The 14013-nt window shown below is 38.6% G+C and carries 11 protein-coding genes; 7 read left to right on the plus strand and 4 right to left on the minus strand.

All coding sequences use genetic code 11. The annotated features are described in order from the left end of the window. Positions 1-47: 47 nt before the first annotated feature. The 7 genes from ACSSVW_RS15990 to ACSSVW_RS16020 all read left to right on the plus strand — a co-directional run bounded on the left by ACSSVW_RS15990 (position 48) and on the right by ACSSVW_RS16020 (position 8631). On the plus strand, positions 48-875 hold the full coding sequence (locus ACSSVW_RS15990; RefSeq protein ID WP_454179655.1) for a TnsA endonuclease N-terminal domain-containing protein: 828 nt from the start codon (positions 48-50) through the stop codon (positions 873-875). Beyond that, a complete protein-coding gene (locus ACSSVW_RS15995) occupies positions 872-3184 on the plus strand; it encodes a hypothetical protein (protein ID WP_454179656.1) in 2313 nt (770 codons plus the stop codon). The genes ACSSVW_RS15990 and ACSSVW_RS15995 overlap by 4 nt, the downstream gene beginning before the upstream one ends. Before the next feature lie 14 nt (positions 3185-3198). After that, positions 3199-4641, plus strand: coding sequence for an AAA family ATPase (locus ACSSVW_RS16000; RefSeq protein WP_454179657.1), 1443 nt, complete (start codon positions 3199-3201; stop codon positions 4639-4641). Further along, on the plus strand, positions 4634-5608 hold the full coding sequence (locus ACSSVW_RS16005) for a TniQ family protein (RefSeq protein WP_404340806.1): 975 nt from the start codon (positions 4634-4636) through the stop codon (positions 5606-5608). The genes ACSSVW_RS16000 and ACSSVW_RS16005 overlap by 8 nt, the downstream gene beginning before the upstream one ends. Continuing rightward, entirely contained in the window at positions 5598-7040 is a 1443-nt protein-coding gene (locus ACSSVW_RS16010) for a TnsD family Tn7-like transposition protein (protein ID WP_454179658.1), read from the plus strand. Before ACSSVW_RS16005 ends, ACSSVW_RS16010 begins: the two co-directional genes overlap by 11 nt. Positions 7041-7858: 818 nt before the next feature. Then, positions 7859-8179 (plus strand): hypothetical protein, encoded by a 321-nt coding sequence (locus tag ACSSVW_RS16015; RefSeq protein ID WP_404340804.1) that lies wholly within the window; start codon positions 7859-7861, stop codon positions 8177-8179. After that, positions 8176-8631, plus strand: coding sequence for a hypothetical protein (locus ACSSVW_RS16020; RefSeq protein WP_454179660.1), 456 nt, complete (start codon positions 8176-8178; stop codon positions 8629-8631). Before ACSSVW_RS16015 ends, ACSSVW_RS16020 begins: the two co-directional genes overlap by 4 nt. Positions 8632-9018: 387 nt before the next feature. Here ACSSVW_RS16020 and ACSSVW_RS16025 read toward each other — a convergent pair whose 3' ends face one another. From ACSSVW_RS16025 to ACSSVW_RS16040, 4 genes are all read right to left on the minus strand, one after another. Further along, positions 9019-9546, minus strand: coding sequence for an AbiH family protein (locus ACSSVW_RS16025; RefSeq protein ID WP_454179666.1), 528 nt, complete (start codon positions 9544-9546; stop codon positions 9019-9021). Then, complete coding sequence (locus ACSSVW_RS16030; RefSeq protein ID WP_454179661.1) at positions 9543-9905, minus strand: AbiH family protein; 363 nt, start codon at positions 9903-9905, stop codon at positions 9543-9545. The genes ACSSVW_RS16025 and ACSSVW_RS16030 overlap by 4 nt, the downstream gene beginning before the upstream one ends. Positions 9906-10006: 101 nt before the next feature. After that, positions 10007-12922, minus strand: a complete 2916-nt coding sequence (locus ACSSVW_RS16035; RefSeq protein ID WP_454179662.1) for a UvrD-helicase domain-containing protein — start codon at positions 12920-12922, stop codon at positions 10007-10009. A gap of 108 nt (positions 12923-13030) precedes the next feature. After that, entirely contained in the window at positions 13031-13906 is an 876-nt protein-coding gene (locus tag ACSSVW_RS16040) for a HEPN/Toprim-associated domain-containing protein (protein WP_454179663.1), read from the minus strand. Between the last annotated feature and the right edge of the window lie 107 nt (positions 13907-14013).

A 14013-nucleotide genomic window follows, 5' to 3' on the forward strand; every position in this document is an offset into this window, starting at 1 on the left:
TTCAACTTTTCTCTGCTAAATTGTTTTTTATTTGTGCAGAGTTGTCTATGTCTAAACTTGTTGTTACAGCCTTACCAGAGACAATTAAGAAATTAAATAAGTGGAAAAAGTTGATTCATAACTTAGATGATTATGAATCATATTTAACTGTTCGCGATGTGAATCAAATCGGTCGCCGTCACTGGATTTATTGTCCAATCCAAAAGCTTCACGTCCACTTATTGTCAGATGGTGAGCTAAGGGCATATAAAAAACTTCTACTTCAAAAGGATATAGTGCGAATCTTTTCTCAATATGCTCTGGATTTGGACGAGACACTCGATATTTCAGTGAGTTTGAATTTGATTCATCCTCGTAATTGGCAAACGAATGTAGCTCATGTAATGACTACAGATCTGCTTGCAACATATAGAAATAAAGAAGGGAAAGAATATCGTATTGCTTACACTTTCAAATATTGGGATCAAATTTATAAATTAAACACTAGAGACGAAGTTGAAAGAATTAACAAAAGAACTTGGCAAAAGTTTGAGATTGAACGTCAATACTGGAAGCGTAGAGATGTTGAGTATCGAATACTGACTGAACGTGATGCAACAAAAGAAGAAGCATGGAACTTTGATTATTTTCAATTAGCTTATGATTTTGAAACTAACATAGATGAATTAAAACAGTTCTGCGTTGCATTTATTCAAGCTTGGATAGTGAGCCCAAGAGCTGAGCTGCAAGATCTTCTCAAAAGCCTGTCTGTAGCACAAAACCACTCATTTCAGAGAGCTCAGAGCCTGTTCCAGTTTTCTAGTTTACATAACCTTCTGCCCGTAAATATCAATAAGTTTATTCGCTTGTTTAGACCCGTGGAGTTGCTGCTATGATTTTCGTGGGTCAATGCATTGTCTTTAAAAGTAAGGCTTCTACAAGTCAGAGCAGTAAAGAAGCGCTTATAAGATGGCGAATCTGTCATGTTAACTTACATCTTCAAAAGGCTGCGGTCTCTGATATGTGCATATCAGAAGTCGCTGACAACATTCCTAAGCCTAAAGTTTTTACATTTGATGAACTGTACAAGCGCATTAAATTAGCTTCAGAGGTGAGCAGCTATGCTCTGCCAGCGGAGATGACTTACTCTGATGAAGCACTAGTGAACATTGGTCGTCAGGCATGGATAGATAAGAGAGACTCAAAGTTTCAAAAAATAGCGCCATTAACGACCGAAAATTTGATCAATCAATATCTTTATGGAACAAGTATCAGCAAAGAAATTGATGAGCTAATTTTGTCTGAAAAAATGGCTAAGGATAAGGATAAGGATAAGGATAAGGATAAGGATAAGGATAAGGATAAGGGTAAGGGAGAGCGTAAGCGCTGGTTAACGCGAGGCGTTTATTACAATGCTATAAATCGTTACATAGTTTTTGGTTGTTCAATCAATGCGTTATTGCCCGTTAAATTAAAAAATACAGGCTCAAACTATTTTTTACCAGCCGCTCCAGGTGAAAACAATGTAAAGCGCGGTCGCGGAGGTGCTGATAATAGCAAAAGCCTCTCAAAATCAATTGGGGTTACACAGCAGCATAAAGAACAATTTAAGCAGGTTTTAGCTTTCTTGAACTCAAAGGAAGGCAAAAAGAAATTTGCATCGTTTAGCTATAAAAAGGCTGTTGAGCTTTATCAATATAACTTTGAAACATCTGTAGTTGTGCGTGAAATTGATGGCATTGAAGTTGAAACTCGTATTCCGTTCGAAGAGCAATATTGTTTATCAGAAGAGCAAATAACATATCATTTGAAAAAGCTAATAGATAAAAAGCTTTATGTCGAAATTCGCTATGGAAACATTGTTTACGAAAAAGATTATGCCGCACGGCAAGGTGCTGCGCATGACGGCGTGATTGGTGCAACTCATCGATATGAAATAGATGCGACAGTGATAGATAGCTATGTTCGTTACCCTTTTGATGTGTCTGGTCAATATTCTATGGGGCGACCGGTTTTGTACATCGTTATTGATGTTTACTCAACGATGATTATGGGGTTTTACATTGGGTTTGATGGGCCTAACTGGCAAGGGGCATGTCAGGCTCTGATTAACGCATGCAGTTGTAAAGTTAAATATGCAGAAAGTATCGGCTTGACAATAAGAGAAGAAGATTTTCCCTCACATCATATGCCGTATCAAATCACCGTTGATAATGGCAATGAGCATCCTGATCGCGTCATAACCTCGGTGCTTCAGTCTGAAGTGGGGGTATTGGGATATAACTTTACAGCTGTGTTTCGCGGAGACGCAAAAGGCACAGTAGAGAGTAAGTTTAACACCTTAAATGACACGACTATTCACTTCACACCTGGAGCAATTACTAAAGATCTTGGTCGAGGAGAGCAACATCCGTCCAATCAAGCACTATTAGATTATGACTCACTAAGGATTGAAATTTTCCAAACCATTATGCTGGTCAATAATACAGCTGATCGGTTACATCGACATGATATTAATGCAATAAGAAACAACATTGATATCACCCCTAAAGCGTTATTTGTTCACAGCTTAAAGCAAGAGATGAACGGCGGACGAGATGCGAAGCTTATTGAGCGAGGGAAAATCTACTGGGCTTTTTTACCGGAAGAAACAGCGACCGTCCGCGCCGATGGAATCTATTTCGATGGACTAGTCTATTACTCGGATTACGCCAAACAGGCGAATTGGTTTTCAAAAGCTAAACATGACAAAGCTTTTAAGATACCCGTCAAACGCTATAAAGCATGGACAAATACTATCTATCACAAAACTCAGGATGGTCAATACATTCGCTTTGATTTAAAAAATGTTAATGATGAATCTCCCTTTATTAACCAGCATTGGGAGCCCGTGCTTCACCTTTTAGAGCAATTTAAAGATAAACGTCATAAGAATCGTTTGAATGCTAAAAAGCTTCGAATATTCAAAGAAAATTTATCTCAACAACTTCTAAAGCTCAATGAGCAGCAGATTTCTGATGCGCCAGAAAACACCAGAATTAGCGTGCAACCAGGTGTCAAAGAGCGACAACTTCAATTTAAAGCGATTCAGCAATTAATGCATCAGATAGAGCTTTATGAAAACCTCTCTGGCAGCAATCAAGCTGAGTCAGAAACTTATATAAATCACAATCAATATGATGATTTAGACGAAGAAATGAATTAACGGAGCACCAGGTCATGATTAAAGCAGAATATCATCCTCATTTAGATCCAAATTTAAATGACAATCCGCTTTCTGAAACAATTCAAGTTGAATTGTTTGAAGAGTCATTTCTTAAAAAGTTGACTGTTATCACTAACATAGTTCCTAATTTTTGGGAGTTACCTGAGATATATCAATTAACTCAACTTCGACAACTAACAGACGTATATATACCGGATCCTCAGGCTTGGAGAATACATAATAAAATAATGAGCTTATTGCTATTTTGTTATGTTCATCGAAATCCATTTTCAAAAACAATGCAAATTTTAATGAGAAAAATATCGCACTCATTAAAACACCAAGAAATGTTTGATGGTCAAGTAGCAGGGATGTCAACAGCCCCAGCATGTTTAGTGTACGGTGAGTCTGGAACAGGTAAAACAACAACCATTAGGAAGGTTCTTGGCACAATTCCGCAAGCAATTGAGCATACAAGTTACAAAGGCGAGCATTTCAAAAAACTACAGCTGGTCTGGGTCTCATTTGACTTGCCAGCTAATGGCTCACCGAAAGCGATGTGCGCTAATTTTTTTAGAGCGGTCGATAAGGCATTGGGCACTAGCTATCACGACATATGGATAGGGCAAAATGATAAGAAGTACTCAGTTGATAGCTTGATGGCAGCAATGCAGAGTATTGCTGCTAATCATTATCTTGGGGTTGTGCATGTTGATGAACTTCAATTTATGCTCGGGTACGGAAAGATTAAAGGGAGCCCGAATTTACAGACTTTAGAAACACTGTTTAATAAAATAGGCGTACCGATCATACAGAGTTCAACTCAGATTGGAGTTGAGTTATTCGATACGCTTAAAGAGTCAGATCATCGACTTGGGCATGATATGTCAACGGTAAGACGTATGCTTAATGATCGTCAGTTTAAATTTGTTTTGCACCCAAAGAACTCAGTTCATTTTAATAACTTGTTCGATGCGTTATTCCCTCAAGAGCTACTATTAAATAACGACGAATCAAATCGAGAACAGTTTAAAGGTAAGTTTCACGAGCTGTCAGTGAGTCTACCAGCGATCATGGTTCGCTTAGCTTTGTTGCATCATGAAACGTTGAAGGCTCTTATCAACAAACCTGGTCAGAGCGAAAAATATCGCTCAACGTTCGATATCATCTTGCTAGAACGCGTATATCAAAATCAATTTCATTTAATTGATTCTGCTCTTTCAGCCTTACGAAAAGGAAATCGTAAATTATTCGAGCAAAAAATCCGAGCTAACAACAGTAAGAAAGCTGTTTACTCTAACGAAGAAGCCAAGGAGGCTAAGAAAGCCGATAAAACCAGTGAAGCGAAATTACCTCAAGTTAAGAAATCCGATGATACCCCGCATTCAGACGTAAAGCTGGTGGATTTTAATTTGCTTGCGCAAGAGATTTGCACTGGAGTGGGTGGCGATGAATAACATTTCAATGCCTTTCCTGTTTCCAGGAGAGCACCTTCTTAGCAGTTTAGCGCGATGGTTTGATATACAAGGACGTAATGATTTTTTGATGACTTGCAAGCCTTACTTCCCAAACATCAATCAACTTAACCCTTCAGTAATCTGGCGACCTATTTATGCAGAGCTGCTTTCACATTATATTGATACTTATGGTGTTGATAAGATCATCAATGAGCATACTTTACTGCCGTTTTACAGGTACTTCTTATCTGAGCAAGATGCGGCGAATTTAAATGAGCAGGGTTATTTGTTATCAGGGGGGAAAGTTCAAGTAGGAATGCAGACTCATGTAAAATCAGCTTATCATTGGCGATGGTGTAATGAATGTGTTCAGGCTGATTGTGACCAATATGGGACAACGTATTGGCATGCATGTCATCAAATACCGAGCATTCAACGCTGTTATAAACATCAAACGCCATTAATAAGTGGGTGCAAACATTGTGGATTTGAATACAAGCATTTTCAACGACACAGCTTACCTCCTGAAAATGATCGCTGTCTTGAGTGTGAACATCAACTACTTCCAAGTAGCTTAGCTCTTTATCCCGACTCTCACTGGCTTGATGCAATAAGTTTAGCTCTTTATCAAAACCCTTTGCAGTTGAGTATCGAAGATTTAAGAGGGCTAATGAGAGACAAACTTGGTTACAAGGAACTTCCTAGAAATCTCAGTGTAGCGCAACGCCTTGATGTTTCAACGATGCAAACTAATTTTGAGCAAAGCTTAAATGACGCTGTTTTTGATATTTATTTCAAACGCTCTAGGGGCGATATTTTCTCTGTCGGTCAAAAGGTATTGAATATTGTTACTTTTGCGTATCGTGATGCAAGGATCCCACCGATCAGCATTCTTTTGATGCTCAAATCGTTAAAGCTTGATGATGATATTTTCAAGTTAGTGATGGACTCTCGTGATGAAAGCTGAGTATTTCTGTCCGCCTATCTACATGGGGGAGAGCGTTTATAGTTGGTTATCTCGTTGGATTATTGGAATGCCTTTTCCTTGTATTACACAAGGTCAAAATCTTTTGTTAGGCAGTCGAAACAAGCAAATGAATGCGCAATTTCCTGGATACCTGCCTCAACTTTCAGCGCAATCAGGGTTGACTCTTTCTCAGTTGATTAATGATCACACGTTAATTCCTTACTTTAAACATTTTTGCCAAGACAACGATTATGCATCTTTGTTAAAAGACGTAAAAAGTGGTGATACATGTGCAACGTTTTCAAAGATGTCATTAACTGCGAGCCGTATTCATCCAAAGCATGCTAACAATTATTGTCCCATGTGTGTTCAGGAGGATATTGAGCGCTATGGAGTGACATTTTGGCATGTTAGCCATTTTTTGCCTGGTGTGACTTCGTGCGTTAAGCACGGAATAGATTTAATTAGTGTGGATATACCTCGTAGAGCACTCTCAACGCCACCTGAGAGCGATTTAAAGACAGAGTTTAAAGCATCTCACCCTAAGGCTTGTCTTTTGGCTAATTTGAGCTTCTCGTTGCTTACAGAGGTGAATTCTTTGGGGGATGGCGTTAAAGCCGCTGAAACTTATCGTACTAAGCTCGTTGAACTTGGTTTTGCAGCCAATGTGAATTCAATACACCAACGTGAATTAAGGGAAAGCTTAGAGGGGTTTTGGGAGCCTATTTTAGATAGCTATGAAGTGGCGCTTATCTTTAATCTGGGGCAAGGGATCACTTTCCCTTCTTGTCTTTTTTATCAAGCTGACTCTCATCACCACCCGTTATTACACCTTTTAATGATTGGAATGTTGTTTGGCTCAATTGAAGAGTTTAAGGATTATGGGCAATGCAGTGGAAATCAAACTCATGAAGTGCAGACGCCAAGTTTAGAGGAAGAGCGATTTATACAAAAAGAAAATCAAGCGTTAGAGGCTTTGAAAGCGGGGGAAAGTTTAAGGAAAGCTAGTTCATATAGCGGCCTGAGTGTGATTAAGGTTAAACAGCTAGCGATTCAGAACAATATCTTCATAGATAGGCGTGAACAATTCATCTTCGCCCATGAACGAAAAGTTATTGTAGAGCAATTGCGCCAAGGTATACCCACAAAGGTTATAGCGGAAGCATTTGGTTGCTCCATTGGTGCTGTTGAGCAGTTATTGTCACAGCATCCTGACGTTGTAGAGCTAAGAAAATATAGGCGGTATCAGATAAAGCGTGGCAAACACCGCGCTAGATTACTCGCGTTTTTAAAGCAAGAGCCCAATTGTACGCGAGGGAATATCCAAAATGCTATTAGAGCAGCATACACTTGGTTGTTTAAGAGGGATAAAGCTTGGCTGTATTCACATTTACCGAAGCGCGTTCGTTATAGATACTGGCCAAGAAAGTGAATATTAAGTTTCCGTATGTAAGCGCTAAAACATGATTTGAACATGCTTTGGCATTCTACAAGGTCTCTCAGATTCTAAAATGGAAGGTTCAGTAGGTTCTGGCTAGTGAGGTCTCTGAGAAGGCATTTTTTAAAATTGGTAGACAGTTATTTATTGTTATCAATTAATCTTGTTATTCCGCAACTGCGTTGCGAAGAAAGCCAGTTAAGTAAGACACAAGCAACTCAAACAGCTAATAAATAGATTTTTAATGCGTATCTCTCAGCAAAAGACATGTTTTATTGTCTCCAAATAAGAGACTAATGATTTCAAAAAAATTTGCAAGCATGAACTTGCTAAGTCATTGATTTAGGATGTTCGTTTGCACATTATGTAACCAAAATACCAAAAAAAGTGCTTGACAGGAAAACTGTGAAATTTTGTAATTGGTTTATGAATCAATATGTTATATGAAATCTGTTGCATATGCTTAGTGTTTGTTGGGTATTTAGTTCTTCGTTTTTAAGAACAACATTGGAGGTACGGTGAAACAGTTGAAAATCAGCGGTTCGTTAATAATTTTGGCTCAACCCATCAAAATTGGGTGATAACGCCGTATCCGCATGCAAAAGTCTATTTTACAGAGTCGAACTATTTGGACTTGCGATTGCTGCGTTTTGAGGGCTGTAAAGCTTCACTGTTTTTTCGGAACTAGTTAAAGCATCTTTTTTAACGAAATTTAAGTGACACTTCCGAGATTTAAGTGACACTTCCGAGATTTTTCACCAATTCTGGCTCATTCTTAAAGGATAGGTTTTTATCGTTTTTGGAGTTCTTTTATGTATGCGGCAGCACTTGAACAGCATCTTCGGGACTACTCACCAAACGTATTTTTCTACACCCCTTTGGAGGTGGATGACGTTTTTGTGTTTGTTTTACATCGTTTGTTCCGAACGTTATCCGAAATGGTTGGAGATGGGATTGTAGAAGTATTGCATGTAGCGGTTTGCCCTAAGACACACATCCCAACTATTCAACTGATGCTACCGCCCCAGCTTAATGAGAAAGACTTTGGCGCATTATTTGACGATACACAGAGACTATTACATCAAGCTGCTCAAGAGTGGAAGCCGCAGCCAACTGAAGAGAAGTTGAAATGAATATCTTATTTTTATGCACCTCGAATTTAAATCGCAGCAAAACAGCTGAAGATCACTTCGCAGCAAAAGATCCACTGCGCGTCTACCGGTCAGCAGGTTTGAGCGAGAGGGAGTGTAAGCGAAACAACACAACATTATGCAGTGAAGAGCTGCTCGAATGGGCTGATGTTGTGTTTGTTATGGAAGACGAACATGTGCGCCGCATTGAGCAATACACTGGTCAGCGCTTCTTAGAGAAAATTATCAACCTCAATATTCCAGATGTTTATCAGTATGGTGAGCCAGCTTTGATCGAGCAACTTGAAAAGCGCAGAGAGGCGATGCAATTTAAAGAGTTGTTTGCTCGTATTGAATCGCCATCTTCAGCTCGCGCTGCACTTCGTTTATTTGAGGCTAGTGCTACTGAGCTTGCTGAAACTTATCAACCTGGGAATACAGAAGAAAAATTTTAACATTGGGTTCAAATTTGGGATTGTGTTTGTGGAACTGTATTTCGAATCAAATCAGTTGTACAAAATCAGTTGTAATGACTCATACACGATCCGACAATCGTAAAGTAGGCTTTGGTTACGTAATAATGATTTTTTGCACTATATTGTCAATATTTAGACACAATAATGGAAATTAGCACTATTATAGAGCTCGATAGAAAAAGTAATGCAGCAACCTTGGAAGTGATAGCTAAGCGATTCTAACAGACGCGTCTTAATGAAAGACTTGAGTAAAGGGAGTTGGCTTACAACTGGCGTAAATGTCTCAACTGTTCAGATGTACTATCTCAGCTTTGATCGCACTCTGTTTTAAAAATGTAAAATCAAGTCGAGACTAATTCAAATCAGTTAAACCAAAGAGAAAATCGTCCTCAGATGTTCTGATGAACTTGATGTCAATTTATCTTCTGGAACACCTGCTCTAATAAGCTTATTGTGAGTTTCTGTTACTGCATCAATGTCGTTGTCCAAATCTATATAGTTGAAATTTTTCCATTCTGCATCTGGATACGCATTCAAGATACATTGAAAATACGGTAAGTCGATATCGTTAACTGAGTGCCCAATAACAAAAATTTCAGTGATAGGGCCATAGCCTTCCAATTGAGTTCTATTGCGCTCAAGAATTTTGTCTACTGGCTTATGAAACACTTCAGATACTGAAGACGCACTTCTAAGAGACTCTTCGAACCATGGTTCATCACTTTCTTCACTATTAATGCGTGAGCTGGCACCACGCCCGTGGCCAAAAATAATATTTGCACGTACTTTCCCATGGATATGCAAAATATTTTCTTCGGAAATTCCGTATACATCTTGTAATGTTGTTGTGTAGTTGAAGCTAACGAACTTTAAATCACTTGGAAGTTCAATCAGTTTTTTGCAGTGCTAACGTCAACTGAACGAATCCATTGCTTAAATGCGCTAGTAATGTCATCAACTAATTCTTCTCTTTTGATTGATATCTCGTCCTCGAACCCATATAAAAGAGTATTGTCATCAGCCATTTCCTCTATCGAAGGTTGCATTGCAGCATTGTCATGGAAGTTATCATGATTGAATGAGCCTAAAGACTCTTCAAAATTTGCCCACTCGGTATCTTCGCAGTAAAAGTCATCAAAATACTGAATGTGGTCTTCCAAAGATCTATTGTACTGTTCATAGAAATACCAATAACTCGTAGGTAGGCTGTTCCATATATCAAACCCATTTCCAATAATAACTAACGTGCTCATAAATTATTCCACAAATTGGCAGTGTTAGGTCTGTTAACTAATAAGTTGTACGTTGAGGGGGCTTTAGTTTTATGCATATTAGGTCCTTGTTGTGTAAAGGTTTAGTTTAATGGAACTCGATCTTTCTCTTTTAAGCGCTGCTGTAGTCTTGGGTTAAGTGAGCCCATGAATTTGCATGACTTGTCTTCATTACCACGAAATGAGCTGCATGCCACGAAGAGCCTTCTATTTTTTTTATTTGCTCGCACAACTTTCGGGGCTTTGCAGTTAGGGCAGAGTTGAAACCTAGATTTACAACTGATGCACTCTCCGTACTTGTCTTTTTTGATAGCAATACCGTTGCAATCATCACAACCAACTGCTTCAGTAAGGCATCCAAGACCAGTAGAGCACTCATAGACTCCCCATACACCCCTCTTTGGTTTCATGTATCCAGTTTTACACTTAGGGCATTTTCTGGCAGCAAGCTTCTCCGGAGTAAAGTGCTCAGAAACAATATTCAAGTGGTATTCAGAATCAAGAAGCTCTAAAACAAACTCTGATGGCTCTTTAGGATCAGCAATAAGATAGCATCGTTTTTTTGCACGAGTGATGGCTACGTAGAATAAGCGGCGTTCTTCAGCATGCGGATAGACATCAATGGTAGGCATTAATGCACTGACAATTTCGTTGTCTTTTCTCTCAGTTGGAAATCCAAAAAATCCCTGGTTTAAATCCAAGATAAAGCAGTAATCAGCCTCAAGACCTTTGGAACCATGTAATGTCCAAAAATCCATATTGTTAAAACCATGGTGTTTGCCAAATCTCTCCTTAGCTGCATTCTTAGTCTTATTGTATCTCGTCAAAATACCAATAGAGGCTTGTGGATCTTTTCTGTAGATTTCAAGTATTGTTTTTTCAACAACATTCAATGTGGCTTGTATTGGATCTTTCTCCTCATCTTGATTGTCCATTAGATACACTTCAGAACTATTAACCTGAGTATGAGTTACAATATCCTTTTTGTATTGTTCAGGGTTCTTCATTACAAATTTACCAGCAGTATCAGCAATACTGTTGTTATAGCGGAATGTCTTTTGCAACATTGCTAGGGCATGATTGCCTAGCTTGTCCTTAAACCTAGTCGTGTACTCTAACTTACCACCAGTGAATGCATAGATTGCCTGCCAATCATCTCCAACAACCGTTAAACTACAGTTTTTGGCTTTTAGTAATTCAAGTAAAAAGTTCCAACGAGATACGGAAATATCTTGGAACTCGTCAACTAATATGTACTTCCACTTAGGCTCGAACATGCCATCACGAAGATAATCCGTCGCTAATAGAATCATATCGTCGTAATCAATCTGGTTTCTACTTCTAAGCTCAGCAACATATGCTTGACGTAAACTCTCAATTAGCAACATATGACTCTTAGCGTTTTGCACACCTGCCTTTTCAAGACGAGATTGTATTTCATAACCTTCAATTGCTTCTGAACGAACAGCGGCCAACGTAGCACTTAGCTCTTTAACCGCATTCTTAATGAAATCCTGTTGCGTAACAGCAGCGATGATTTGTTCTTTCGAGATAGGATTTAACTTTACTCCATAATCAATAAGTTGCTTCTCTAGTACTGATTCAAGCTCATCATCACACCAGTTATAATGAAATGTTTTTACCAACCTTGTCCCCATTACTTTATGGAGTGCAATTTTCTCTTTAATCTGTTGGTTATACTTAATCTTATTGATACCTGCTCTAGTATTGCCATCTTTGTCGATACCAAAGTGTTCTATAAAAATGTTCGTATCTTTCACTTGGAAATCAGGATGGTACGGAAAGCCAATGTCTTTACCAATCTCGTTTGCATAATTTGGTTCGTATTTGTAGTTAACCCCGTTTTTAAACAGCCAATTACCAATTAAAACTTCTTGGTAACCTTTAACTTCCACACCATTTAGTGTGATGTATTTCTTACCTTTAAGGGCTTCCTGATGAGCTTCTTCTGACTCCGACAAGAATGGGTTATATGCATAGTAAACAGTTTCAATAAATGCATTCAGGTTATCCTCATTGTCTTCGATGAACGTCACCAACCAGTTGTTAATGAACTCCGTTCGGGGCCCATCTTTTCTCAATCGACTCATTCTGAGATTTTTGAACTCATCGACGGACATTTGTTGCGCTTTTGCAATAATCTGATAGCCACGACTGTGGAATGTGGAGATTTGTTTATCTAAGTCATATGGGATATTTGCTTTGCTGAGCCTTTCTTTAGAGCGTGTTTTTAATTCTTTTGCTGCTTCACGACCATATGCTAAAACCATTACTTCATCTGGATTTGCTAGATCACGTTCCAAGATATCTGTTGTTTTAGCGACCATAACAGATGTTTTACCTGTGCCTGCTGCCGCAAGCACCATGTTGTAATCATCATGCTGTACAACTGATAAACGTTGTTCTGGTGTTAATGGATTGCTCTCAATGCTGTCGTAAAATGCTTCACGATCTTTTAGTACTCTACTGGTATGAATAACTCTTAACGATTCAGCAGACATCGATACGGGGCTGAGTTCAGCCAGCTTTTTCATTCTATCGAAATGTTCTTGCGATATGTGAGAACTCCAAGATTCACTGTTCTTGTTAAACAAGCGAACCATTGGCTCAATGATAGACTGAACTTCGGAGATTTTTGATTCACGAAGATACTGACCAACAGCAGCTTTTGAAAACTTACTGTATATATCTTTGATCTTCGTCTCTATGAATGACTTGATGGTGAAATTGATAGTGTTGAACTGCGGGATTGCTTTTAGATGGCTAAGACCACTGACATTAATCACCCCACTATCTGTAGTTATCTCCAATTTATGTCCAAGTAATGAACGCTCTATCGTACAAAAACCGAGTATTTCTGAGTAATTCACCCTTTGAGTACCGGACTTGTAAACAATCTTAAGAGAGTGCTGTCCGAGCACTATTCCTTTGCAACTACCCAGTAAATTAACTCTCGATTTGACGATTTTTTGTGCCATTCAAAATTCCTGTATCTATGAACAGGTTAATCATGCCATAGCTCACACACTCAATGAACAGGAATTCATATATTTTACAGTTATGATTTCTTAACTATCAGTTGGTTATCAATCTACCAATAACCCATCTAGAATTTGTAGGTCAATGTCTCTGATAAGGCCTTTAACCAGCTCAATTAGTTCGATCACATCCTGCTGTGAAACATCAACAGAGAATCCATCTGACTTTTTCTCATTGCGATGCACAATGTCATGCCTAACGAAAACCGAAGGTCTTAGTTGATCTAATTTATCCTCGGGAAAATCACAAGCTAGAACTTTTTGGTACAGGTCTTTTACAGTATCAATGTTATGGAATGAGATTTTATCGATTTCCGTATTTAGCGTCTTATCAAGTGTGTCTAAAAACGCAAACACGTCTTTCTTAGCTAGTTTTTCTTTAAAGACCTGATGTGATTCAACAAATCGGCGCTTAACTGCACTTCGGTTCAACACATGGCTTTTCATTGTGTCAGACAGATACGCTTCCATCGCAGTAATCACACTGGCAAACACCATTCTTTGTAGTGTTGCATTTTCTGTTGATTCATTTAGAACAGCTAGCTCATCCAAAGAAGTACAAAAGTTCTGATGAAACTTTGTTTCTCCTGCCTGAACTTCCGCAATATCATCAAAATCGGTAACCCATCCACCGTTAACTATATCAGTGATATCAAGCACACACTCTGATTCATCATCGCAATGTTCCAATAGAACCACTGCATAGGTTTCAACATACTTACATGGGAATGTAGTACCAGCAAACCCTTGATGTTCATCATAAACACTATGAAACGCAGATAACATGAAGGATAGTAGTGGCTCACCATCAATGTCTACTTTAGGATTAAAGTAATCGGTATCGAAATCCGCACTCGACTTATCAAATGTTTTGGGAAGGGTTTGTAGCCAGTCTTGAAAACTATGACTCTCAACAATTTTCAAATCAGCTCGTACTATAGTGGCATAGTTAATTTGGCCACCCATTAAGAAAGAAATGTTATGCTAATAAGCATACAAATTTGGGTGAAAAAATGACGAAATTAAAACGC

Source organism: Pseudoalteromonas sp. MBR-15 (assembly GCF_053628915.1).